The sequence below is a fragment of the Streptomyces sp. SX-6 genome, assembly GCF_059089585.1.
In genome coordinates this window covers 20136-42190 of record NZ_JBTHHU010000050.1, presented here as the reverse complement: position 1 = coordinate 42190, position 22055 = coordinate 20136, and the positions used below count along the sequence as shown (strand labels likewise).

Here is a 22055-nt window from a genome sequence, read left to right as displayed (position 1 = left end):
GGAGGCCGCGCGGGAGTGTGCGGCGCAGGTGGTCACCGAGGCGGAGCGTGTGCGGGAAGCGGCCGAGGCGGAGGCCGCGAGCAAGCGTCAGGCCGCAGACGACGCGGAGGCTGCGCGGCAGGCTGTGGAGTCTGTGCGGGAGACCCTGGCTGCTGAGGTTGAGGAGCTGCGGGACCGCGCGGAGCGAGTGCGGCAGAGTGCAACCGCGACCGCGGAAGAGAAGGCAGCCGTGGCCGACGACGTGCAGCGGCTGCGGACGGAACTCGCTGAGGCCGAGGACGAGGTGACGCGCCGCAGGGCCGCAGCTGAGGATGCCGGACGCCAAGCCCGGGAGGCCCAGGCCGCCCGGGAAGCTGCGGCCGACGGCGTCCAGCAAGCACAGGAGCTCGTGCGCCAGCTCACGGCCGAAGCCGAGCAACTGCGGCAGGAGATCGTGAAGGACCAGGACGAGCGCCGCCGTCAGGCGGAGGCCACGGCCCTTCTCCAGGCGGAGCGCGAGCGGGCCGAGGAGGCAGCCAGCAAAGAGACCGCGGTGGCCGCGGCCGCCCGCGACGAAGCCCGTGCGGCCGAAGCAGCGCGCCGCGCCGCGCTGCTGGCCCTACAGCAGGCCCGCGAGGAGGTTTTGGACGCGCTCACGAGCCCGGAAGGCCAGCAGCCGCCCGAGTGGCGGTCCGAGGCCAAGCGGGCCGGGTGGGGACTGTATTACCAGCTCGCCCACACCGAGGGCCGAGAGCCGAGTGACGAGGAACTGGCCGAGGCCGGCGGGCGGGATCCGAGCACTGCCCGCCACTGGATCAAGGACTTCCGTCGCGAGCTTGCGCGGCTTACCGCCGTCACACTGCCTGCACAGGCCGCCGCGCAAAGTCGCACGGCCGACAAGGCGAGCCGCGTCAACGGCTCTACCTCCGACGCAGTGTTGTTCGACGCCGCCACCGATGACGCACACACCCACACGGACGCCCGGGAGCTTGCTGCCGCGTAGCCGTAGCAGTTGCGCAACCCGCACAACGACGAGGGGGCCGGGGCCATCCGTGCCCGGCCCCTGAGTGCGGGCGGTTACCTGAACAGTCCGGTTTTGACTGCGTCGATGAAGTCGTGGGCGGCCGGAGCGGGGACCAGGAGTGACGGGCCGTCCGTGCGCTTGGAGTCGCGGAAGGCCATGGAGGCTATGGCCGCTCCGTGCAGGTGTGCGGCTTCCACGCACGCACCGTTGTTGCTGCTGTAGCTGGATTTGAACCACTGGGGCGACTGAGGCAGGGGTGTTTGGGCGGGCTGATGCGGTTTCACTGCGGGTACTCCTTTGCTGCCAGCGCAGAGATGAGCGCTGTGGATTCCGCCTCGTCGAGGGCGCCCGCGCGGAGATGGTTGAACACGTCGACGAGGGCTTGTACTTGGTCGGGCTTCTCAAGGAAGAGGTTCCCTCCCGGGCTGTCCACATAGGCAATGCGCGGGTCCTCGGGGGCGAATTCCATGATCGTGAATGGGCCGCGCTGCCCCGCGTACTCCCCCTTGCGCAGGGGATAGACCTGGATCGTGATGTGGGGCCGGTCGGCTGCCGCGATCAGTGCGTGTAGCTGGTCGCGCATCACCGAAGGGCCGCCGACGGGCCGTCGGAGCGCGGCTTCATCGACCACCGCCCACAGCTCGAGCGGATCAGCGTCGGTGGTGATCCGCTCCTGCCGTCGCATGCGGACCTTTACCAGTTCGGCGGCATCGCTCGCGCTGCGACGGCCGTTGTCCGAGAGGACGGCGCGGGCGTACTCCTCGGTCTGGAGCAGTCCCGGGATGTACCCCAGCTCAAAACTGCCGAGTCGGTGGGCATCCGCCTCGAGCCCGACGTACACGCCAAGGCCGCTCGGTAGCACTGCCTCCAGGCTCGGTTCCTCCCACCAACCGATCCTGGACGCCTCCCGGTGAATCAGGATGAGAGCATCACGGCCAGCGGGATCTTTGACCCCGAAGTGGTCGAGGAGAAGCAGCAGTTCAGCGTGCTTGATCCGGCCGCCCTGCTGCCCCTTCTCCAGGCGGGAGATCTTGGATTTGGAGCACTCCAACAGGCTGGCGACCGCAGCTTGGTCCTCGCCTTTCAGCTCGCGGAGGCGCCGGAGCTCGCTGCCCAGGCGCTTCCGTCGCACGGTGGGTCCCTGCATGTGCCGTGCTCCTCGCCGCCGTCGCCGTGTGCGTGTGATTGCTGCCCGCGATTCTGCCGTATCGCTGATTCCGAGGTCAGGCAAGGTCCAGGGCCCCTCTCCAGACAGCCAACGAGAGTGAAATCCCGTCAGTGGGATTGCATGGGTGGGAATTCAGGTCCACTCTAGGGGCACGCCGACACGTCGTGTAGCGAGCCGGTGGCGCGTTGTCGATCATCGACTCTGACGAGTGGAGCCCGATATGGCACTCACGCCGCAGCCCATCGAGAGGCCCCCGGGCCGCGCAGCTCTGCAGTACGTTCCGCCAGGCGGCATCAGTCAGTTACGTGGTGGCTCGACGCACCGCGCGCTGAGCACACTGGCGGTTCTCGCCGGATCCGCCGCGAACCGGCAGAGTTGGCGATTCGACCGGACGCCTGAGGCGCCCGGCAGTGCTCGCCGCCGTGTACGCGCAGCGATGACGGCGTGGAGACTGCCCCGGACGGTCATCGAGGACGCCGAGACCGTCGTGTCCGAGCTCGCGGCGAACGCCGTACAGCACGCCACCGGTTGTGACTTCCGGGTTGTGGTGTCGTACGGCGGGGGCACGGCTACGGTGTCCGTGCTCGACGGTGGCCCGTTCCGGCAGCTCGCCCCGCGAGTGGCTGGTGACGACGAGGTGCGTGGCCGTGGCTTGCTTCTCGTTGACCGGTTGGCGGGTCGGTGGGGGTGTCGGCCGCAGTGGGGCGGCACGCTGGTGTGGGCCGTCCTCTTCCTTCCCCGCTCCCGCGTCGTACCCGTCGACGAGGATGTTGAGGACCTCCCGGTCGACGTCGAGACCATCGGCAGCACCATCGCGGCCGCGCTCGCGCCCAACACGGAGCCGTCCCCGGAGGTAGCCCATCGCCTCCGCGGCCACCTCCAACTTCTCTTGCCGATCGCGGAGAAGGCGGCCGCCGCCGGTTGCACGAGCTACTTCCGGCTTTCTCTTGAAGTCGCCCGGTACGTGCTCCGGTACGACGCCCCGACGGTGCAGCAGCTCGCCCGGATGTGCGCGCACCTCCTGAGGGTCGTCGGCGACGGTGACCATCCCGCCATCCCCGGCACACGAGGCCGCAGGGTCCACGAACTCCCGTCCGGCAGCGCGTAGCGCGCTGGACGGCCCAAGCCCCCGGCACGACACGGTCGCCAGCCGTGCCCGCCGGGCTGCACAGCCGCCGATCCGCTCCACCAGGAAGCGGACGGCGCGGCGAACAGGGAGGAGGTGAAGACCATGGACGAGACCATCACCACGGCCGAGCTGCTCGCGAGCTACACCGCGCCGGTGGTCGTCGAGGCCGGTCCGGTCAAGGAGACCGTGCGCGGTACCCAGTACAACGACTCCGCCGACGACACCCAGTACAAGACCTGACGCAGGCGGCGCGGTGAAAGTGAAACCGCGCCGTGACTACCTCTGCGTTGGTCAGCGCGGGCCCGGGGCGATGAACGCGCCCCGGGCCCGTCCGCATTCTCTCCCCTTCTTTGTGATGCAGGAGGACTCATGCGCTGGACCACGGGCTACCGGGGCCGAGTGCGGCCGAGGCGCCCGCGACGAGCGACCGAACTTGCCGGGCTTGACGCGTGGGTGTCCGATGCGGCGCCCTATCAGATCCGCATCCGCCGGGGCGCCGGCGCCATCGTCGCGACGGTCGGCGACTGCCACGCCACCGAGACGCAAATGAAGGCCGCACCGCACCATGCGGCAGCTGGACGCTGGTGCGAGCTCACCCGCTGGTCGGGCTCCTACCTCGTCGTGGCACGAACCGGCAGCACCACAGCGGTACTCGGCGACCTCGCCGGGCTCCATACCGTCTACTACCGCCGCGAGGCCGAGGGGGTGCGCTGGTCAACGGCAGCCGTCCCGCTCGCCGCGCTCGACGGCGAGCGGCCCGACGTGGCGATGGTGGCCGCCGCCGTGGCGATCCCCTCTCCCTATCTTTTCCGCGGCCGGTCACTGTTCCCCAGCGTGCGCCGAGTACCACCGGGGCATGTCCTGCTGCTCGACGACGAACGCGGCGCCGTTGTGGCCCGGTTCGAGCTCGAACCGGCGCCGCTGCCGCTCGTCGACGCAGGCGAACAGCTGCACGAGGTCCTGAACCGGGCCGTCACGGCGCGGATGACCGACCATGGCGCCGTCTCAGCCGACCTCGCCGGGCTCGACTCGACGACCCTCGCGTGCATCGCGGCCCAGCGGCGCGAGACGATTGCCGTGACCTTCGTCGACTCCCGGTTACGCAGCGACGACCCCCACTACGCCGCCCGCACCGCCGCCATGACGCCGAAACTCGCGCACCGGCTGGTCACCGGAGGCCCGCATACCGACTACTACACCGGCATGGACCGGCTCGACCGCCAGCCGGTCACCGACGCCCCCAACGCCTACGCCGTCACCGCCGCCATGAAGGCCGCCGCGCTGGACGTCGTCGCCGAGCGCGGCAGCACGCTGCATCTGACCGGGGCAGCCGGCGACACCGTCATAGGGTCCTCGATCGTCTACCTCTCCGACCTGATCAGAGACAACCGCTGGCCAACCGCCTACAGCCACGCGCGCCTTCACGCCCGGACCCTGCGCACGTCCCCTGTCGACGTGCTCAACCGGGCCCGCCCGGCAGCGACCAGGTCTTTGACGGCGGACCTGCGCCGTACTGCCGTGATGCTGCGGCGCCCGCCCGGTCCCTGGGTCCCGGCCGCAACTCGTCCGTGGCGGTGGGCGACCACCGTTGCCGGAGCCGACTGGCTCACCCCCGGTGCCCGGCACCTGCTCGCCGCGCAGCTCGAGGAGACCGCCGGGCAGTGGGAAGCCGACCCGCGTAGCCGCACGACGGTGGCCGCCTTCGTCGACCGTCAGGAGATCGAGCAGATCGCCCGCGACGTGGCGTCGTTCGCCGATGCTGTGCATGCCGAGCGCAACATCCAGATCGCCGCCCCGTACCTGGACAACGAGGTGATGCGGGTCTGTCTGGCGGTCCCCGCCGCCGAGCGTGCCCACCCCGGCCGCTACAAGCCGCTGCTCGCCGCCATGCGGGGGATCGTGCCCGAGTACGTGCTCGGCCGGACCACCAAAGGCCTGATGAATGCGATCGTCTACGACGGTATCCGCCGTCACGAGCGGGTGCTTTGCGATCTCCTCGGCCCCGGCTCGCGGCTCGCACGGGCCGGTCTGCTCGACCCCGCCCAGCCCGTTGAGGCCCTCAACCGGGCGCGGCTGGGTCTTCCGGCTCCACTTGGCGCCATCCACCTCGCCGTCACCGCTGAGGTGTGGCTGCGGACCCTCGAGCGCGCCAACGTGCATACCTGGTGGGAGGAGGACGAGTCCCATGCCCGAGCTGACGCTGAGTAGAGGGGTGTACCTGGTGGCAGCCGCCGACGGCGGCGCCCTCATCGACACCCGGGCCCGAGCCGACCGGGCCGGCTGCCTGGTGATCGGGGCACCCGCAGGGCAATACCTCCACCTCCGTACCCGGGAAGGCCTCGGGCACCACGCTGCCGCTGACACCGTTGCCGTCAGCTGTCAGGCGCCCGCCGAACAGGTCGACGCCGACATGGCCCGCCTGATCACCGAACTCCGGCACCGAGGCCTCATCCGCCAGGCCATGGCCCCACGGTGGCGCCGGGGGTGGTGGCGATGAGCATGCCCGTCGCCACCACCGAGGCCAGGCCCGCCGTCGCTCTGCGGCACCGCCTCGCCGCCACGGCCGGGCTCACCGCTGCCGTGGTCGTCCTCGCGCTGCCGCTCTCCGTCGCCATACGCGTCGCCACGACGGCGTGCATCGTCGGCCGCCAGCCCATAAGCGCGGAGCTCGCCGAGGACCTGGTGGCCGCCGTCCGATGGACCGGCCGCCACCTGCCCCGCCGACTTGCCTGCCTCGAATCGTCGTTGGCCGCCACCCTTGCCGCCGCACTGTGCGGCCGCCGCCTCGCGTGGTCGGTCGGCGTGCGCTTCACACCGCCACCCGTCGAGTTCCACGCGTGGGTTGCGCTCGACGACGGCACCCCCATCGGCGAAGACACGACGGCCGGATGGCACCACCGGCCCGCCTTCACGATCTAACCCGCTCGAGCCCCATCGTTTTGCCGCTCGTTGCACCCGTTGACCGCCCGCACCAGGAGGACCCCACCCGTCATGACCGTGACCGACACCGCCACTGGCGAGCGCGACGCCGTCACCGAGGCTGCCGCCGTCGTCCCTGAGCGTCACTACACCCACCACCACGAGCGCGGCGAGACCATCCACCGCTCGAACCCCGTTGCCGTCCACCGCGAGTTGAGGGCCCTGGACGTACAACCGGGCATGCGCGTACTGGAGATCGGCACCGGATCCGGCTACTCCAGCGCCCTGCTCTCCCACCTCGTCGGCGACGACGGCCAGGTGGTGAGTCTCGACATCAGCCCGTTTCTCGCCCGATGGGCCAACCGCATCCACGCCGAACGCGACGCGAACAACGTCGAGTGCCGGGCCGCAGACGGGCAGCACGGTTGGGCCACCGCGGCCCCGTACGACCGCATCATTGCGTGGGCAACCCCGCCCCTCCTGCCAGCGGCATGGCTCGACCAGCTCGCCGAGGACGGGCTGATCGTCGCCCCGCTCCCGCTCGCCCCCGTTCCCCACACCACCGCCGTCGCCCGCATCCGCCGTACCGGCGCCTCGCCGACCGCCGTCGACGTGGTGCCCGGCGGATACACCGAGATGGTGCCCCAGTCCAAGCCGGACGAGGACGTGCCCGGCCGGTGGGTCGACTGGCTCGACTACCACCCCGAAACACGGTGGATCTCCACCGCATGGCGCGAGGCCGACGACTACCGCAGCACCGGCGCGTACGAAGCCCTCCACGCTCTGACCGCCGAGGGCAGCCACAGCGAGCCCTACGAGGACACTCCCACCGGAGCTGACTGGTACAGCATCGCGGCTCACCTCGCCGCGGCCGCCGACCCGCATTTGACCATGGCACACATCGGCGGAGGCCTCGCCATCGGCCACAGCACCCCCCACGGCACCGCCGCCGTGCTCCACAAGGAGCGACGGCACATCATCGCGGACGCCCCCAACTCCCCGTCGCTCACGGTGCTCCGCACGTGGCTGGAGCAGTGGCAGCACAGCAGGACGGCACAGCTCGCCCCGCACCTCGAACCCGAGCCCGGCGCCGGATGGCACCTGCGGCTCACCCGGACATGACAGCCGCGACACCACCAGCACAAGCACGGCAGTTCGACCTTGGCATTGATCGCTGCGGCAGTGCGACACGCGCAACAAAAGTGCTGCACTTGCGCCCACAGTGCAGCAGAAATGTGGCATGATCGCTGCCATGAAGGATCGTCAGCAACGCCGGGGGCGCGGGTTGCCGCGTGGGACGCGGTATACCGCCCCGAAGTACAACCCGGCCAGTGGCGAGTCTTACCGTCCAGGCACCAGCTTCACGCCGGAGACAGCAATGAAGCTGATCGACGTCTGCGAACGGCTGAATCTCTCGATTTCCGGGTTCCTCAACAACCTTGTCGAGACGCTGGAGATTGACCCGGTGACGGGCATGCCCGTGGGCTGGCCGGAGAACGTGCAGCTTAAGAACGGCGCTCTGAAGGAGGCCGGATGAGTTGAGGGAGCGATGCCTTCTTGCCGGCACTTCCTAACCGGCTGGCTCGCATAGCTCCAGGCGCCCGGGATCTCAGCCCACCAAGGTGGCGACCTTTTCAACACGGCTGAGTCCCGATCCCACGATCAGCACGAACACGCCCGCGGTGACGGTTTCCTAGGCCGCCGGGCGGGGGCTACGTGCGTCCTCATAGCACCGAGGAGCGCTGTCATCGTATCAGCGAGCTGCGGTGACGGCACCCCCATGCCCTGTCCTGGTGTGTCATTGCCGGGCCAATATGTCGACACCGTCACCGCCAAATCAGGTATTTTTTTCCGTTTTTGGCAGGTTTTTTCTCCGCGTGAGCGTGTGCGGATTGACACCTGCGATGCGTACGGCCGGTGGCTGCACGCGTACCGCGATGCGCCCATGCCCGCGGTCGAGCCGGCCGCGCCGTACGCCGTCTACCTTGCGGATCGTCAGCAGCGGTTCCGCGTCCTGGTCTTCGACTTGGACGTCAGCCGCGGTGACGTCGGCCCTGATCTCGTGGTGCTGCTGGGGTGGCTGGACGAGGCGGGGCTGTCGTACGTGGTCGCCCGGTCCGGTCCGGGGGGCGGGCGGCACGTGTGGGTGATGAGTGCCGAGCCGCTTCCGGCGGGGTTCGTCGCCGCGCTGGGCAGGTCTGCGGGCAGGGTGCTGCCGACGCTCGACTACGGCATGCTGTGCAACCCGCGGTCGGGTGCGGTGCGTCCGGTGGGTGCCCCGCACCGTGCGGGCGGCCGTAGCGAGCTCGACGCCCCGGCGGACGAGGCCGAGGCCCTGCGCCGCCTGAGCCCGCACACGTGCGGCAATACCGCCGAGGCGTTCGAGCGGTTGGCGGTGCTCGTGGGTGCCGACCCGGCGGCCGCGCGGCAGCCCGCCGCGCCGCGCCGCACCGTGGTGCTGGACGACGAGCATGGCCCGCGGCTGGCCGGCACCCCCCAAAGCGCGCTCGACGAGGCCACGATGGCGATGCTGAGCCAGGTGCCCGACGACGCGAGCGCGCATCTGGCCTCGGTGCTGGTGCGCCTGGCGGTGCGCCGCTGGACGTGGCCCATGGTGCGCAATCTGGCGGCAGCCGAGGCCCGTTACCGCACCGGCGGGTTGCTGCACGCGTACAGCAAGCGGCGCGGCACGCTGCGGGTGGTCCTGGACGAGGAGCACGCGGTGCGCCGTCTGCGCCGCCAGTGGGAGCGGGCCGTGTCCTACGCCGCGCGTCTGCCCGCTCCGGACGACTCCGTGCAGTGGTCGGAGCGGCTGGTGCCCGTGCTGGAGCGCGTCATCGCGGTGCAGGCGGCCGCCGACGCCACCCCGGAGCGGTGGGCGGGCAAGTCGGGCCCCGCCGACCGGTACGCGCTGGATCTGCTGTGTCTGCTGGCGCTGCGGTCCGGATCGCTGGTGCTCGCCCTGGACGCCCGCCGTGCCGCGCTGGCGACCGGTCACGGCCGCAGCACCATGAGCCGCGCCCTGGGCAAGCGGCTCACCGCGGACGGTTACGTGACGCCCCGTGAGAGCACCGGCCCGGCCGCCACATGGGAGCTCATGCCCCCCCCCGCCACACCTGAGTCCCCCTCATCACAGGGTGGGACACAAGGAACCCCGCCCCCCGCAGCCTCCCCTCCTGCTCAGCGGGAACACTGGATCTCCCGTCTTCAGGAACGCCTCGCAGCGGCAGCCTCGGACGTGTTCACTTACCGGTTCAGGGCCCGCCCGTTTCCCGGCGGTCTGGGGCACCACGCTGCCCGTGTTCATCAGGTACTGCAGGAGCACGCCGAGAACGGGCCGTTGGGTGTCAGGGAGTTGTGCGAGCTCACCGGCTACGGGGTCCGTACGGTCCTGGTGCACGTGCGCCGGATGCGGGCCCTGCTGATGCTCACCCAGGCCACCAGGGTTGTGCACCACGGCTGTACCGAGTGCGGGGCGGTGCCGGGAGACCCGTGCCGGACGACGGGCGGGCGGTGGCTCCAGGAGCCTCACCAGGCCCGCAGAAGGGCGCACGAGGCCCGTAAGGGCGTGGTGCGCTGGCGGGTGCGGGAAGGGGCTCTGACGGCCGCTGCACGGGCACTGGGCGCCCACGGCACCCGTGCCCGCCGGGCCCGCGCGTACGCCGAGGAGATCCGGCTGTACCGGTGGTGGCAGGACGAAGAGGCGTGGATGCGCAGCCCCAAGACGGGAGTCCGCACCGGCCGGAGAGTCCACCGTGACCAGGGCACGTTCACGTTCGCCGGGCTCGGGCGCCAGGTGCGGCGGCGCTACCCCCGCGGCGCGGACGGCCGGGCCGACCACGCCGCCGCACGCGCCCGTGTCGCCGAGGAGTTGAAGACCGCGTGAGCGTCGCCGCGCCCGTGAAACCAACGAGGCGCAACGGCGGCAGGAGGCCGGCGGCCGGGGCTAGAGCAGGCCAAGCGAGCGCAGCAGGTTGGCCGCTTCCTCGAGCCGCTTGAAGGCCTCGCCGTCGCCGCCGTTGAGATCAGGGTGGTGACGCCGGGCCGCGACGCGGTAGGCCTTTTTCAGCGTCGTCGTGCCGTCGTCCGTCAGGCCCGCCATCTCGAAGAGCATCGTCCTGGCCTGAGACGACGTCATGGAGTTGCGCCGGCTGCGGCCCCCGTACCCGCCGGACGAGGCGCGCTGTTGGCGCTCACGCTGTTGCCGCTGCTGTTCCTCCCGTTGCTGCCGGTCAGCACGCTCGCGCTCGTCGCGCATCCGCTGCTGGGCGCGTTCCCACTCGCGCCGGATGCGTTCCTGGCGGTCGTGCTCGCCGCGCTGGCGGTCGCGGTAGGCCCTCTGCTTGCAGGCGGAGGAGCAGTACATCCGCTGGTCGCCCGAGCGCGAGCGCACCCACCGGAAGTCGGTAGCGCACTGCTGGCACCGGCTGTAGGACACCGTCCCCGCGTCCTGGCTGTAGAGGCCGTTGGCCGTCCGGTAGGCCCGCGTGCGGCAGGCCGGCGAGCAGTACAGGGCCCGCGGGCTGCGGGCGATGAACCGCTTTGAGCACGCCTCACAGACGCGGCGCTCTCGCGCTGCAGTGGCCATCGGGACCTACCTTTCCCTGCCCTGTCACGCGTTACCGCAACGCGTGACGGCCGAACCTACCTCACCGTCACGCGTTGCGGTAACGCGTGACGGAACGCGCCGCCGAGCGTCGGATCCCCTTTAGTTCTGTTCCATTCAAATGAAACGGAACAGAACTAAAGTCTTTTGTTTTGTTCCGTTCTGTTTGAACGAAACGCTGAAATGGTGGACGAAACCCGGTAGGCTGTCGCGCATGACGGAGACGACATCCGACGAGACGACCGCCGGGACGTTCGACGAGCCGCGCCGGGAGATGCGCAAGTGCGCGCGGGACGGATGCGACCGGCATTTCGTGCCGGCCGCGACCGGCCGGCCCCGCCTGTACTGCTCGCAGGCCTGCCGGAAGAAGATGTACGACGCCACCGAGGCCGTGAAGAAGGACGGCCCCGGTGGCGGCGCCCCCGCGGCGACCGCGGACACCGTCGAGGAGCTGGTGCGGCTGATCGCGGGCGCCTCACAGTTGGTGGGCATGCTGCACCGCGAGCGCCAGGAGCTCGACCCGATGTCGGTCAGGGCCCGGGTCGCCAAGGCGGAGGCCGAGTCCGTCGAGGCCCGCGCCGCCCAGCAGTCCCTCAAGGCCTCGCTTGACGCGGCGGTGGAGTCCGCCGAGTCCGCCGAGGAGGCCCGGGCCGAGGCCGAGGCGAAAGCGGACGAGGACGCGGCGGCGGCAGCCGACCGGATCCGGCAGGCCCAGGCCGACGCCGACGAGGCAGCCGCCGCCCAGCGGGCCGCCGAGGCGGAGCGGGACGATCTGCGGCGCCAGGCCGAGGAGTTGGCACGGGATCTCACCCACGCGCGGGACGTGCGCGACACCGCCCTGAGGGAGAAGGAGACCGCCCAGGCCGAGGCCGAGAGCGCGCACCAGCGTGCGCAGGCGATGGAGAAGGACCGGGACCAGGCCCGGGAGCGGGCGAGTGCCGCCGATGCGCTGCGGACGGCCGCCGAGGGCGAGCGGGACCGGGCCGTCGAGGAGCGGCAGGCCGCCGTGGAGGTGGCCCAGAGCGCCTACGCCGAGCGGGACCAGGCCCGCAGCGACGCCCAGACCGCCCGCGAGGGCGTGATGCAGGCGGCCAGGGAGCGCACCGCCGCCGAGAAGGACCGGGACCAGGCCGTACGCGACCGCGACCGGCTCGCCGCCGACGCCACGACGCTGCAGACCCAGCTGGGCGAGGCCCGGCACGCGCTCGAGCTCGCGCGGACCCAGCTCAGCGGCGCGCAGCAGCTCGCCGAGAGCTACAAGGCCCAGGCCGCGGAGCTGCTGAGCCGCATCCAGCAGCGCGGGGAAGAACCGCAGGCCGGCGGCGTGAAAGAGCGGAAGGCCTCCACAGCGGACGGGTCCGAGCCGATCCCGGGGCAGACCCGCGTACCGATGCCGGGCGTGGACGACACCGACGCTGCCGAGGCCGAACTGATCGAGGCAGCCAGCCCGTTCACCAACCGGGGCGGTGGCGGACTCTCCCAGACTGCCCATCAGGTGCTGTCCGATCTCCAGAAGGCCGTGCAGAACCCCACGGGCCTTGCCGACCTGTCCGGACGGCGGGCCGCGGTGCTCAAACTCGCGCACCAGCGGCGGCTGCGGATCCCGGAGGGCCGCGAGGGCGAGCGGCTGCGCGCCGCCCTGGACGCCTACGCCAGCACCCACCCGATGGCCGAGGAGCGATAGCCGGTACCGGTCCGGGCCGTGCCCACTACGGCGTTCCTTCCCCGGGACGTTCGTCGTTGGGCCGGGCATGGATGTCCTGGCCGTGCTGGGCAGTGTGGCGGCGCCCGGTGTAGGGGAGCGGGCCGAGGCCGTGGCCGACGCCGCCTGTCATCTGCATGACGCCGCGGCCGGTCCGGGGAGCTGGAGCCGGGCGGCGGCCGAGGACGCCGTCGAGAGCGTCGAAACGCTCGCCGAGGCCCTGGCGACCGTCCACCCGGACGCCGCGGCGACCCTCGCGCCGGTGCACGCGGCCATGGCCCAGCTGCGCGAGCGGCTGGGCCTTCCGCCGGCCGGGCCGGGCATCAGCGCCGAGGAGCCTGCGGCGCCGACGCGGCCGCGCCGCAGCCGCCGGGAGCGCCGGGGTCTGGGGCACGGCTGGCAGGGCATACGGGTTCCCGACAGCCGCCGCGGTGCCAGGATGGGCGGATGAACACGGCTGGCCGTGACACCGTCTCCGGCCGCACCTACACCCGCATCCGGCCGCGGGGGTTCGCCCCGTGGTCACCGCGACCGGCCACGCTGCGGCTGATCGAGCAGGTACAGGCGATCCTGCACGAGTACCGCGAGCATCTGCCCATGAGCGGCCGGCAGATCTTTTACCGCATGATCGGCGCGTACGGCTATCCCAAGACGGAAGCGGCCTACGGCAAGCTGACGGAGCACCTGAACCGGGCCCGGCGGGCCCGCATAATCCCGATGGAGGCGATCCGGGACGACCGCGCCGTGTCGATGGGCCCCGCCGCCGGCTACGACGGCCCGGCCGACTTCTGGCAGTCCGTGGCGGCGGACGCCGCCGACTACCACCGCCCGCTCACCGAGGGGCAGCCACGCGCGGTCGAGCTGTGGATCGAGAGCGTGGGCATGCTGAACATGGTGGCGAACGTGGCCGGCGAGTTCGGGACGGTCGTCTACGGCTCCGGGGGGTTCGAGTCGGTCGGCGCGAAGCATGAGGCGGCGCGGCGGATCGCCGCCCGCCAGGTGCCCACCCTCGTGCTGAGCCTCGGCGACCTCGATCCGTCGGGCTGGTCGATCGTGGACGCGGCCGCCGACGACGTGGCCACGTTCGTGGAGGAGATGGGCGCCGAGCCGCCCGCCGTGTCACGGCTGGCCGTGACCGACGAGCAGGTGACCGCGTACGGGCTGGAGACCGCACCGCAAAAGCGCACCGACCGCCGAGGCGCCCACATGCCCGCCACCGTCCAGGCCGAAGCCCTCTCCCCCGCCGAGCTCACCGGCATCGTCCGTGCCGGGCTCGCGGCCGCCGTCGACGAGCGCGCCCTGACGGCCGTCCGGCAGCGCTCCGAGCGCGAGCGCGCCCAGCTGCTCGACCAAATCGCCCGGCTTCCGGACTGACAGCAGGCAGCCCCCATGCGCAGGTAGCTGCGTAGAATTGTGCGCATGACTGTGCGTACCAGTGTGATCCTTGACGAGGCCGAGGACGCCGAGATCACCGCGTTTCTCCAGCCCGGCACCCGTGAGCACGACTACCTCAAGGCCAGGGCCGGCGCCCCGCTCGACAGCCAGGCCTCCGTGCTGCGCGAGCTGCTGCGGATCGGCGCCGCCACGGCCGGTGACCACCTGCTGAGGGCGGGCTACCAGCAGATGACCCGCACCCTTGACCCCGAGTGGGCGCGCGCCACCGCGGCGCGCGGCCGCGCGAACACCGCGGCCGCCCTGGGCGACGCCGCGTGAGCCCCTACCGCCGGGGTGACCTGGTGCGCGTCGTAAGGCCCGACAAGGGCGCCACCCACTTCGCGGTGGTGAGCAACGACCACCGCAACGAGCTGACCCCGACCCTCGTCGGTGTCCCCCTGCACCCGGCCACCGGCGCACTGGTCATGCCGACCGCCGTGCCGCTCGCCGACACGGACCCCCTCGTGGGCGTGCTGATGGCCGACTTCCCGACCGTCCTGCACCGGGACGAACTGGAAGACCAGACGGCTGGGAACCTCTCGGCGGGCACGCTCGCCGCTCTCGACACCGCCCTGCACATGGCTCTGAGCTGAACCGGGCCCGGAACGACCGCCCCCAGGGGCGACCGCTCCGGATCTCGATGCCACGTTGATTTTGTGGTCGGAGGCCCGTAGCCGCGTCGGCGGCAAAGAGCCGGGCGGGAAGGCGGCGCCGCCTTCCCGCCCGGCTGCGCGAGATGGGCGCGTAGCCCCCAGTGTGGGGGCTGGTGGGGGCCCTCGGGCGGGCGGTGCGGTTCCCCGGCGTGTCCGCGCGCTGAGTCACGTCCCGCCGGCCGCGTTGGACAGCGGGCCCGGGTGACATCGCGTCACCCGGGCGACGGCAGGCCGAGCACCATGGCGAGCACGGCCAGGGGCGGCAGCAGCGCGCATCCCGCGGCGATCGTGCGGGCCGGGCGGTACCGCATCCGCCACGGCAGCACCCAGGCCGCCAGCAGGAGCACCGGCGTGGCGACCAGGGTCGTCATCAGGCCGGCGCCGACCGCTGCCAGACCGTCCGTCAGGGCCCGCGGGCAGTCGGGCGCGCAGCCGTCCGTGGCCATGCCGGACAACCCGCCCACGCCCACGGCCAGCGGGCCGAGCAGTAGCGCCAGCAGCGTGGCCCAGGCCGGCACGCACCACCAGGACTCGTCCCTGATCTTCTCTCGCTTGTTCACGAGGCCAGTGAACCGGCGGCCCCGGGCGGCCCGCCTCGGCGCGGCTACTCAAAACGTCTCCGTACACGTACTCACGATCGGCCCTGCCTCTGTGGCAGGCATGGCCGTATGCGTGAGGCGCCGGCGGGTGCCAACCGGGTGGTCTCGGAGGGACGAAGGAACGCTGTCCTTCCTGCCTCCGCCTTCCTGCTCCGGCGGCTTGGGAGCATCGGCGCATGACGGAGGAACAGCAGTTCGCCCAGTTGCTGGCCCAGGTGCTTCCGGTGGTAGTGCTGGGCATTGTGGTGGAGGCCCGCCACCACCACAACCTGCGGATCGTCCAGGGCGGCGGGGAAAAGAGCGGCGGTAACGACTTCACGCTGTACACCCAGATCGGGACCTTGACGACCATGACCTTCCTGGAAGTGGCCGCGCTCCTCACCGCGAGGGGAGCGAACGCGCCGTTCTGGATCAGGTGGTTCGCCGGTTTCCCGGGAGTGGTCATCGTAGGTGTCCTGATGATGTTCATGGCACAGATCTACGTGGAGTCCCTCGCCGACGCTTACGGGGACAACCAGCTCAAGGATCGCGCTCGCGTGAAGAACGTCAGCCGATACGTCTTCGGCATCGCCTGCGTGCTGGGGGTAGTTGGTGTCATCGTCGTGGGTGTCACGTGATTGCCCCAGGCCTGGCCGGTTCCCCGTGGCCTCGTGCGCGTAGCGGAAGAGGGGCAGGCTGACGCTCACTGCTGCTGCCCCTGGACGTCGCTGTTGATCTGGGTGCCGACGGCCCCGCCGATGAACTCCATGGGCTGCAGTCTCTCCACAAGAGGGGTGACGGGCCCGTAGATGTCCTCCCTGTACGGCGCCCTCAGGGCCCGCGCTACGCCCCACTTGGGGCAGAGTCGCCGGCGAATCCGGAGAACCTGGAGCCGCTACGCAGTGGGGGAATGCCTACGGTCACCATCAGGCTGGACCCCACGGAAAACACTCGACCATTGAATACGCGAACTCACTAGTCGGCGCCCGCCGGTCTGGAATTAAATAATCTTCTGCTCCGCCTGAACTGGATGAACCTGACACCTTTAATGAGGTCAAATTCGGTGAGCGCGGTGCTGGTAACCAGCTGTGGTGGGCATGGTGTTGCTGGCCGAACGGGGACACACTGAAGTGGGAGGCAAGTGAGAAATGGAGGAGAGAAAATGGCCGCACGAAGTGTCACCATGAGCCTCACGAACGCAACCCATCATCAGCTGCTCAACAAGGTTGACGACAGCCTGGAAGGAGTCTTCGGAACTGATCCGCCCAGTGAAATTGCCCCGCAGAGCACAGTGACCTGGGAAGCCGAGTCCGATACGTCAGGCACCGAGGGCTGGGTGCGGTACTTCCCGACACTGTATGAAGACGACAACACTGCCGTTCCGGTGTCGCCGCCTGATGACGAGACCGTTCGTGTCTACTGGGACAACCCCCTGGTTGGTTCCAACTCGTATCAGGCCTCTGCGCCACCGCCACTTGTCGCCAATCAGAACGGTGACGGCTCCGGTAACGATGCACAAATCGCATGGGTGGTTTCCGGGGCGTACGGGCCGGACACCTGTGCAGAGGGTTACGTATGGCGGGAAGCATTTCCGGATGACCACGTACCCGTAACCCCGGACGTTCGTGACCAAGCCGCGGCCGACAACGCCGCAGCGGCCGGACGGGTGGATCCGGCCGGCGCATACGGGCCGGACAGTTGCCAACAGGGGTACGTGTGGCGTGAGGCGTCGCCGGACGATCACGTATGCGTAACCCCGGATGTCCGCGCTCAAGCCCAGGCTGACAACGCCGCAGCGGAGGAGCGTTTCATCTAAAGCCCATCTTCAAAGAGCACCTGATGGTGGATCACCAGGGCCCCGTCAAAGTCGCGTTTTGTCCGCTTCGTGGCTCGATCGGAGCGCCCTCGTTGCGGCGAACCTGCAGCTCACGCCGCCAGGCTGGCTCCAACGCCGGACGGACAAACTGGTGCATCTCGCGACTTTGACGGAGCCCTGGGTGGATCACGGCGTGTATTGGGCTTGGCATACCGTCCGGCGCGCGATGGCCAGGACGGCGGGACGTTTCACCGCGGGGACTGCCCGGAGGCCGCGGGCGACCTGCTCGGACAGACAGAGGCCCGGACGAAACTGGACGAGGACGGCGTGCGGCCGTGCCCGAGATGCCGGCCTGAGCTGCGGCTCCGTTCGTGACCGCGCGTCGGGGAAGATCCGGCGCTGAGGGTGGCTCCCGTTCCGGTTGCCCGGCAGCCCAGAGCGATGACGCCGCCGCAGCGGTCAGGCCCGCCACCAGGTACACGTGGACTGCACAGTCGTCCGCGTTGTGGTCGCGGGTGCCCTGCGCGGCCTGGCTGTCGCTGGCTCTTGTTAAGACTCCTTACCAGGAACCAGGTTGTGCGATACCGTCGGGGCCCGACGCACCTTCCCCGGACGACGAGGAGCACCCTGCCATGCCCCTGTACCTGGTGATCGGCGCAGTGGTCGCGGTCGGCATGTGGGCGTGGGCCCTGCGCGCGCTGGCCCTCTTCCAGCGGGAACGGGCCGCGACCCTGCGCGAGGCCTTTCTCCCCCAGCGGGTGCAGTACCGGCGCCTCGCCCGGCGCATCAGGGCCCAGAACACCACCCGATGACCACCCGTCAGGACGGGACACCGGGCCCGCACACCCTCCAGGAGACGCCGATGACCGACACCACCACCGCACGCCGCGTCATCACCGAGGACGACTACCAGGAGGCGTGCGACCGCGTCCGCGACGCGGCCCGCCGGTCCGGCATCAGCCTTCCCGCACCCGAAACGGCCAAGGTCGTCACTGCCGCGCTCGGCGCCGTCGACGTTCTCACCCCGCCGTCTCAGCCCGGGGAACTGGTACCACGACGACGGCTATTTCAGGTGGACGGACGCGTACGTCGACGCCGTACCGCCGCAGAACTGACCCACCGATGAGCACACCGGACACCACGGCGCCGCCCCCGGGCACCCCCGCGGCCGGCGCCGTCCTGGACGCCGCCCCCGGCGCCCCGGCGGTGCCCGCCGCCCGCCACGGCCTCTCCCCCGCCGCCCAAGAGGCCGTCGCGCGCGGCATCCCCGCCGAGACCCGCCGCGGATACGCCGGCGACTGGAGCCGGTTCACGCAGTGGTGCACCCAGACCGTGCGCTGCCCGCTGCCCGCCGACGACACCACCCTGACCGAGTACGTCACCTGGCTGACCCTCACCCCGCGGCCGCGGACCGGCCGCCCGTACAAACCGAGCAGCATCGACCGCGCCATGGCCTCCATCGCCGTCGCCCACAAAGCCGCCGGCCACCGCCCGCCCGACGCCACCGGCGCCCGCCTCGTCCTGCGCGGCTACGAACGCCAGTTGAAAGAGACCAAGGACCCCCAGGGCCGCCGGAAAAAAGCCGCCGCCGCCACCCCCGCCGTGCTGCGGAAAATGACCGCCGCCCTCGACCGCACCACCCCCATTGGATGCCGCGACGCCGCCGTACTGCTCGTGGGGTTCTCCCTCGCTGCCCGCCGCGGTGAAGCCGCACTGTTGGACTGGTCAGACCTCACGGAGGTGGAGGAGGGGTTGGAAGTCGAGGTCTACCGGCCCAAGGTGAACAAGGAACAGCCGCCCGGCATCCCGTACGGCAGCAACCCCGCCACCTGCCCCGTACGCGCGATCCGGGCGTGGCGGAACTGCCTTATCGACCACGGCCGCATCCCCACCGGGCCGCTGTTCGTCCGCATCGACCGCCACGGCGGCATCGCCCACCCCATGACCCGCGGCGGCGAGCCCATTGGCGACCCCGACGGCCGCATGACCGGCGAAGCCATCGGCGACATCGTCACCCGCACCGCCACCCGCGCCGGACTCACCAAGGCGCCTGACGACCTCTTGCCGGATCTCCCCGTTCGGTGGACCGGCCACAGCCTCCGCCGAGGGTTCGCCACCGCCGCCCGCAAGGCAGGAAAAGACATGATCGAGACCGCCCGGCACGGCGGATGGGTCGACGGCTCCAAGTCCCTCGCCAAATACTTCGACGAGGCCGGGAGATGGGACGAGAGCAACCCGCTGTACGGCATCGGCCTGTAGGCCCCGACGCACGAGACCAACCACCACCGCGAGAGACTGAGCCGTGACCACCACACCTTCCCCTCAACGCGGCCCCCTTGGGCGCGGAGTGAGCGCGATCATCTCGCAGTCCTCTGATGCATCAGCCGCCGAGCAGACCGCGGCACTGCTGGCCGCTCTTCGCACGGTGCACATCCCGGCCGGGTTGGCGAAGTCGGCGGTCAGCACGTTCCGCCGGATCGCCGCGGGCGAATCGCTTGACGAGGCGGACATGGCCAATGCGCTGGTCATGTGCGACTTGTTCGAGGCCGCGTTGGAAGACCAAGGCTGACATGCGCCGGCGGTGAGTAGGCCCATGCGCCGTGACGAAAGAAAAAGACCGATGGCGTGGTTGCTACCGGAACATGGCTGATGGAAGCACACGTGGCGGGTGATCAGTCGGCTAGCCCTCTCGTCGTGGCTGGCTTTCGGTGGCTGAGCTATCAACGGCTGAAGACAACTCACCACTGGCGAGAGGGACGAAGGCCGTCCGGCGGGGGTGCCGCTATTCGTCGCCGCCCCATGCGGCGAGGTTGGCGGCTCGCGGTCCCGCGTAGTACGGATCGGCCGCAATCTCCGCGCGCGTGATCTCCAATGAGCAAGACGTGCACACGTACGACCGGCTGATGGTGGCGACATCAGCCGGCCGCGGGCAGCGCAGGCAGTCAGGCCCGTGCGCGCAGTACAGGCAGCGCGGATCGTGCCCCGGCCGACCGGGGCCGAGCCGAGGTTGAGCGAACCACGACACGATCAAAACGGCGCTGTACGTGTAGCCGCACCGTTGCACATCCGTGGTGACGCGGAGCGGGCAGGGCAGCGGCTCAGGCCCCGGCACGTCCGCCGAAATCAGATGTGTTCCCCCTTCCGGGAGGGGATCGGAATCGGGCTGCACCATGCCGGAGAGCTCGAACCGCAGATCATCAGTCCGCCCCCAGGGCCGTGACGCGAGCGACCAGCCGCGCAGCTGTACCACTACCCCATCGGCGAACCTCAGGTTCACGGGCGCGTCGGTCGCGGTGGGCCAGTTGTGGAGTTCGGTCACCGGCCATTCCCGCTCCGGGGGCACGGGCATGCCGAATGCCGCGCGTACCTCCTCATCCGTCCGGCAGCGTGCGCAGACAACGGCTCGTACCAGGAGGCCGCGAGGCCGTTCCGCCCGCGACCACCCAGGGTCGTTGAAATCCCCCGTACAGCGAGGGCATGGCAGGGTTGCCCTCCGGGCGGAAGCCGGGGGCGGAGTTGCCGCTGTTGCGCTCATGGTGGGTCTCCTGTTGATGCGTAGGAATTGACGGTTCGTGACGCCGTCGACGGGGTGCCGAAAGGATGCCCGAGAGGACACGACGGCCCTGCGGGGTGGGGGTCCCTCCGGTCGGTCGGCACTCACGGTGGGCCGCGCGGTGGTGGGGGTGCGGAGCTTGCGGAGTCGCCCCCGCCGCCGTGTGGCATGGTGCGGAGGGACGGTCGGCCGGAGGGACCCCCCCCCCGCTCCCCTACCGCAACCACCCACGAGCCGGTGCGTCCCCACAGGCCCCCTGCCCCTCTGGGAGAGAGGCCCCCGCCGGAGGCGTGCCTGTGCCTTTCTGGTCGTGCTACTGGTAGACACCGAAGTCGTCATAGTCGTACGGCTGCGGACCGCGTTCGTCAGCAGGCAGCCGGGGCGCCGTTCCGTCGGCGAGCTCGCCGAAAAGGCGCGCAGCCCCAGCCGCATCGCTCGCCGCACGGTGGTCGCCGTACGGCAGTTGCTGCCACCGGTAGTCGTGGTGGTAGGAGTTCCATTCGCCGTACCACTCGGCGTACGGGAGCATCAGATCTACCCAGTGGGCCCGTTGCAGCCAGGCCGCCGTGTAGGCCAGTGCCTCGGCGCGGTCGAGACCCACCGTCAGTCGTGCGTGCCGGTCGACCTCGCGGGCGATGACGTGCAGGTCATACCAGAGGTTATAGACGGCGACACAACGGCCGTTGATCGCGTCCCCAAGCTCGCCGATGATGCCGGAAAATGTCGGTGCTTTCGCCTCACGCAGTATGTCCGCACCGATGCCGTGAATGGCTTTGGCCTGCCGGGAAATAGGGCCTTGCGGCGTCACCAGGGTGTCGAGGATCGGGCGCCCGTCGAGGCCGCACACGGCCACGTCGACGGCCCAGCCGTGAAGCGCGGACGTTTCCGTATCGAGGGCGATGAGCGTTGTCGAGTCGCGCAGCGCGGCCGCCCACTGCCGGGGATCCGTCGGCGGCTTGCCGGAGGAGTCGGGCGGAAGCACGGGGGCCAGGTCGAGTGAGTTCACCAACTCGCGGACCTGATGCCGGGTGGTCTCACACGGGCCGCAGGCGATTTGCTGGGGCAAGTACGTGGGTTCGTCGGTGAGCTCCGAGCAGTCGAAACACCGCCAGGCCCGTGCGAGGAAGGCTTTACGCTCCTGTTCTCTCCGACCACGTTCGAGTGCCGCGAGCTGTGCGGGCGAGCACTCCTTTTTCTCCCGCGCCGCGGCACGGTCGTACAGCGGGGTCTCCCCCTGCTGCTTGTAGTAGAACCAGCGTGCGTACGCAAGGGCCGGCTGACGGTACGCGCGGGTGAGGCCCGCTTGGCTGAGCTCACGTCTCGTCAGCAGGTGTGCAGGGCGGTCCCCGAGCCGATACACCGGCACCCCGGACTCATGCACCCGCAGGATCTCGTGTGGCGGCGCGGCCGCCTCGGTCTTCTCCGTCATGACACCACCTCAATAGAGCGACGACAGGTTGCCCCTGTACGCGACGCATCACGTACAGGCAGCAT

The 22055-nt window shown here is 70.5% G+C and carries 26 protein-coding genes and 1 pseudogene; 21 read left to right on the top strand and 6 right to left on the bottom strand.

Features of this window, described 5'->3' with window-relative positions:
* Positions 1 to 982 (top strand): annotated as a pseudogene (locus ACV530_RS34735) (hypothetical protein); the annotation flags it as partial.
* A 74-nt stretch (positions 983 to 1056) separates the two neighbouring features.
* Here ACV530_RS34735 and ACV530_RS34730 read toward each other — a convergent pair.
* A complete protein-coding gene (locus ACV530_RS34730) occupies positions 1057 to 1287 on the bottom strand; it encodes a DUF397 domain-containing protein (protein ID WP_494336703.1) in 231 nt (76 codons plus the stop codon).
* Positions 1284 to 2150: a helix-turn-helix domain-containing protein gene (locus tag ACV530_RS34725; protein ID WP_494336702.1), complete on the bottom strand. Its 867-nt coding sequence runs from the start codon at positions 2148 to 2150 to the stop codon at positions 1284 to 1286. The genes ACV530_RS34730 and ACV530_RS34725 overlap by 4 nt, the downstream gene beginning before the upstream one ends.
* Positions 2151 to 2391: 241 nt before the next feature.
* On the opposite strand from ACV530_RS34725, the gene ACV530_RS34720 reads away from it, so the two are divergent.
* From ACV530_RS34720 to ACV530_RS34685, 8 genes are all read left to right on the top strand, one after another.
* Positions 2392 to 3279: a DUF6415 family natural product biosynthesis protein gene (locus ACV530_RS34720; protein WP_494336701.1), complete on the top strand. Its 888-nt coding sequence runs from the start codon at positions 2392 to 2394 to the stop codon at positions 3277 to 3279.
* Positions 3280 to 3402: 123 nt separating this feature from the next.
* Positions 3403 to 3540 carry a hypothetical protein gene (locus ACV530_RS34715; protein ID WP_494336700.1) on the top strand — a complete coding sequence of 46 codons (138 nt, stop codon included), beginning with the start codon at positions 3403 to 3405 and terminating at the stop codon, positions 3538 to 3540.
* Positions 3541 to 3669: 129 nt separating this feature from the next.
* Positions 3670 to 5508 carry an albusnodin/ikarugamycin family macrolactam cyclase gene (locus tag ACV530_RS34710; protein WP_494336699.1) on the top strand — a complete coding sequence of 613 codons (1839 nt, stop codon included), beginning with the start codon at positions 3670 to 3672 and terminating at the stop codon, positions 5506 to 5508.
* Positions 5486 to 5797, top strand: a complete 312-nt coding sequence (locus tag ACV530_RS34705) for a hypothetical protein (protein WP_494336698.1) — start codon at positions 5486 to 5488, stop codon at positions 5795 to 5797. The genes ACV530_RS34710 and ACV530_RS34705 overlap by 23 nt, the downstream gene beginning before the upstream one ends.
* Positions 5794 to 6219: a lasso peptide biosynthesis B2 protein gene (locus tag ACV530_RS34700; RefSeq protein WP_494336697.1), complete on the top strand. Its 426-nt coding sequence runs from the start codon at positions 5794 to 5796 to the stop codon at positions 6217 to 6219. The genes ACV530_RS34705 and ACV530_RS34700 overlap by 4 nt, the downstream gene beginning before the upstream one ends.
* A 72-nt stretch (positions 6220 to 6291) precedes the next feature.
* The gene (locus tag ACV530_RS34695; protein ID WP_494336696.1) at positions 6292 to 7341 is read left to right on the top strand and encodes a protein-L-isoaspartate O-methyltransferase family protein; all 1050 of its coding nucleotides are present in this window, start codon (positions 6292 to 6294) and stop codon (positions 7339 to 7341) included.
* A 118-nt stretch (positions 7342 to 7459) separates the two neighbouring features.
* Positions 7460 to 7756: a hypothetical protein gene (locus ACV530_RS34690; RefSeq protein WP_494336695.1), complete on the top strand. Its 297-nt coding sequence runs from the start codon at positions 7460 to 7462 to the stop codon at positions 7754 to 7756.
* 348 nt (positions 7757 to 8104) lie between these two features.
* Positions 8105 to 10105, top strand: coding sequence for a hypothetical protein (locus ACV530_RS34685; protein WP_494336694.1), 2001 nt, complete (start codon positions 8105 to 8107; stop codon positions 10103 to 10105).
* A gap of 60 nt (positions 10106 to 10165) precedes the next feature.
* Here the strand turns inward: ACV530_RS34685 and ACV530_RS34680 are convergent, their stop codons facing one another.
* A complete protein-coding gene (locus ACV530_RS34680; protein WP_494336693.1) occupies positions 10166 to 10807 on the bottom strand; it encodes a J domain-containing protein in 642 nt (213 codons plus the stop codon).
* A gap of 232 nt (positions 10808 to 11039) precedes the next feature.
* On the opposite strand from ACV530_RS34680, the gene ACV530_RS34675 reads away from it, so the two are divergent.
* The 5 genes from ACV530_RS34675 (at position 11040) to ACV530_RS34655 (ending at position 14554) form a co-directional block, all read left to right on the top strand.
* A complete protein-coding gene (locus tag ACV530_RS34675; RefSeq protein WP_494336692.1) occupies positions 11040 to 12509 on the top strand; it encodes a hypothetical protein in 1470 nt (489 codons plus the stop codon).
* A gap of 67 nt (positions 12510 to 12576) precedes the next feature.
* Entirely contained in the window at positions 12577 to 12978 is a 402-nt protein-coding gene (locus tag ACV530_RS34670; RefSeq protein WP_494336691.1) for a hypothetical protein, read from the top strand.
* Complete coding sequence (locus ACV530_RS34665) at positions 12975 to 13901, top strand: hypothetical protein (protein ID WP_494336690.1); 927 nt, start codon at positions 12975 to 12977, stop codon at positions 13899 to 13901. The genes ACV530_RS34670 and ACV530_RS34665 overlap by 4 nt, the downstream gene beginning before the upstream one ends.
* A 45-nt stretch (positions 13902 to 13946) precedes the next feature.
* Positions 13947 to 14240 carry a hypothetical protein gene (locus ACV530_RS34660; protein ID WP_494336689.1) on the top strand — a complete coding sequence of 98 codons (294 nt, stop codon included), beginning with the start codon at positions 13947 to 13949 and terminating at the stop codon, positions 14238 to 14240.
* Positions 14237 to 14554, top strand: coding sequence for a hypothetical protein (locus tag ACV530_RS34655; RefSeq protein ID WP_494336688.1), 318 nt, complete (start codon positions 14237 to 14239; stop codon positions 14552 to 14554). Before ACV530_RS34660 ends, ACV530_RS34655 begins: the two co-directional genes overlap by 4 nt.
* A gap of 272 nt (positions 14555 to 14826) precedes the next feature.
* Here ACV530_RS34655 and ACV530_RS34650 read toward each other — a convergent pair whose 3' ends face one another.
* Entirely contained in the window at positions 14827 to 15174 is a 348-nt protein-coding gene (locus tag ACV530_RS34650) for a hypothetical protein (RefSeq protein WP_494336687.1), read from the bottom strand.
* Between the two features lie 215 nt (positions 15175 to 15389).
* Between ACV530_RS34650 and ACV530_RS34645 the strand changes: the two genes are divergently transcribed.
* From ACV530_RS34645 to ACV530_RS34615, 7 genes are all read left to right on the top strand, one after another.
* On the top strand, positions 15390 to 15830 hold the full coding sequence (locus tag ACV530_RS34645; RefSeq protein ID WP_494336686.1) for a hypothetical protein: 441 nt from the start codon (positions 15390 to 15392) through the stop codon (positions 15828 to 15830).
* A gap of 545 nt (positions 15831 to 16375) precedes the next feature.
* Complete coding sequence (locus ACV530_RS34640) at positions 16376 to 17008, top strand: hypothetical protein (RefSeq protein WP_494336685.1); 633 nt, start codon at positions 16376 to 16378, stop codon at positions 17006 to 17008.
* Between the two features lie 69 nt (positions 17009 to 17077).
* The gene (locus ACV530_RS34635; protein WP_494336684.1) at positions 17078 to 17383 is read left to right on the top strand and encodes a DUF6233 domain-containing protein; all 306 of its coding nucleotides are present in this window, start codon (positions 17078 to 17080) and stop codon (positions 17381 to 17383) included.
* A 257-nt stretch (positions 17384 to 17640) separates the two neighbouring features.
* Positions 17641 to 17820 (top strand): hypothetical protein, encoded by a 180-nt coding sequence (locus tag ACV530_RS34630; protein WP_494336683.1) that lies wholly within the window; start codon positions 17641 to 17643, stop codon positions 17818 to 17820.
* A complete protein-coding gene (locus ACV530_RS34625; protein ID WP_494336682.1) occupies positions 17817 to 18134 on the top strand; it encodes a hypothetical protein in 318 nt (105 codons plus the stop codon). Before ACV530_RS34630 ends, ACV530_RS34625 begins: the two co-directional genes overlap by 4 nt.
* Positions 18131 to 19267 carry a site-specific integrase gene (locus ACV530_RS34620; protein ID WP_494336681.1) on the top strand — a complete coding sequence of 379 codons (1137 nt, stop codon included), beginning with the start codon at positions 18131 to 18133 and terminating at the stop codon, positions 19265 to 19267. Before ACV530_RS34625 ends, ACV530_RS34620 begins: the two co-directional genes overlap by 4 nt.
* Before the next feature lie 88 nt (positions 19268 to 19355).
* Positions 19356 to 19577, top strand: a complete 222-nt coding sequence (locus ACV530_RS34615; protein WP_494336680.1) for a hypothetical protein — start codon at positions 19356 to 19358, stop codon at positions 19575 to 19577.
* A gap of 213 nt (positions 19578 to 19790) precedes the next feature.
* Here the strand turns inward: ACV530_RS34615 and ACV530_RS34610 are convergent, their stop codons facing one another.
* Positions 19791 to 20327, bottom strand: a complete 537-nt coding sequence (locus tag ACV530_RS34610) for a hypothetical protein (RefSeq protein ID WP_494336679.1) — start codon at positions 20325 to 20327, stop codon at positions 19791 to 19793.
* Between the two features lie 547 nt (positions 20328 to 20874).
* Positions 20875 to 21990, bottom strand: coding sequence for a hypothetical protein (locus ACV530_RS34605; RefSeq protein WP_494336678.1), 1116 nt, complete (start codon positions 21988 to 21990; stop codon positions 20875 to 20877).
* Between the last annotated feature and the right edge of the window lie 65 nt (positions 21991 to 22055).

What these genes read in the sequence shown, in the direction of transcription:
- ACV530_RS34605 (WP_494336678.1), bottom strand. Translation starts at nt 21,990, where the DNA reads ATGACGGAGAAGACCGAGGCGGCCGCGCCGCCACACGAGATCCTGCGG.
- ACV530_RS34645 (WP_494336686.1), top strand. Translation starts at nt 15,390, where the DNA reads ATGACGGAGGAACAGCAGTTCGCCCAGTTGCTGGCCCAGGTGCTTCCG.
- ACV530_RS34620 (WP_494336681.1), top strand. Translation starts at nt 18,131, where the DNA reads ATGAGCACACCGGACACCACGGCGCCGCCCCCGGGCACCCCCGCGGCC.
- ACV530_RS34665 (WP_494336690.1), top strand. Translation starts at nt 12,975, where the DNA reads ATGAACACGGCTGGCCGTGACACCGTCTCCGGCCGCACCTACACCCGC.
- ACV530_RS34640 (WP_494336685.1), top strand. Translation starts at nt 16,376, where the DNA reads ATGAGCCTCACGAACGCAACCCATCATCAGCTGCTCAACAAGGTTGAC.
- ACV530_RS34710 (WP_494336699.1), top strand. Translation starts at nt 3,670, where the DNA reads ATGCGCTGGACCACGGGCTACCGGGGCCGAGTGCGGCCGAGGCGCCCG.
- ACV530_RS34690 (WP_494336695.1), top strand. Translation starts at nt 7,460, where the DNA reads ATGATCGCTGCCATGAAGGATCGTCAGCAACGCCGGGGGCGCGGGTTG.
- ACV530_RS34695 (WP_494336696.1), top strand. Translation starts at nt 6,292, where the DNA reads ATGACCGTGACCGACACCGCCACTGGCGAGCGCGACGCCGTCACCGAG.
- ACV530_RS34715 (WP_494336700.1), top strand. Translation starts at nt 3,403, where the DNA reads ATGGACGAGACCATCACCACGGCCGAGCTGCTCGCGAGCTACACCGCG.
- ACV530_RS34705 (WP_494336698.1), top strand. Translation starts at nt 5,486, where the DNA reads ATGCCCGAGCTGACGCTGAGTAGAGGGGTGTACCTGGTGGCAGCCGCC.
- ACV530_RS34720 (WP_494336701.1), top strand. Translation starts at nt 2,392, where the DNA reads ATGGCACTCACGCCGCAGCCCATCGAGAGGCCCCCGGGCCGCGCAGCT.
- ACV530_RS34680 (WP_494336693.1), bottom strand. Translation starts at nt 10,807, where the DNA reads ATGGCCACTGCAGCGCGAGAGCGCCGCGTCTGTGAGGCGTGCTCAAAG.
- ACV530_RS34700 (WP_494336697.1), top strand. Translation starts at nt 5,794, where the DNA reads ATGAGCATGCCCGTCGCCACCACCGAGGCCAGGCCCGCCGTCGCTCTG.
- ACV530_RS34625 (WP_494336682.1), top strand. Translation starts at nt 17,817, where the DNA reads ATGACCACCCGTCAGGACGGGACACCGGGCCCGCACACCCTCCAGGAG.
- ACV530_RS34675 (WP_494336692.1), top strand. Translation starts at nt 11,040, where the DNA reads ATGACGGAGACGACATCCGACGAGACGACCGCCGGGACGTTCGACGAG.
- ACV530_RS34660 (WP_494336689.1), top strand. Translation starts at nt 13,947, where the DNA reads ATGACTGTGCGTACCAGTGTGATCCTTGACGAGGCCGAGGACGCCGAG.
- ACV530_RS34630 (WP_494336683.1), top strand. Translation starts at nt 17,641, where the DNA reads ATGCCCCTGTACCTGGTGATCGGCGCAGTGGTCGCGGTCGGCATGTGG.
- ACV530_RS34670 (WP_494336691.1), top strand. Translation starts at nt 12,577, where the DNA reads ATGGATGTCCTGGCCGTGCTGGGCAGTGTGGCGGCGCCCGGTGTAGGG.
- ACV530_RS34725 (WP_494336702.1), bottom strand. Translation starts at nt 2,150, where the DNA reads ATGCAGGGACCCACCGTGCGACGGAAGCGCCTGGGCAGCGAGCTCCGG.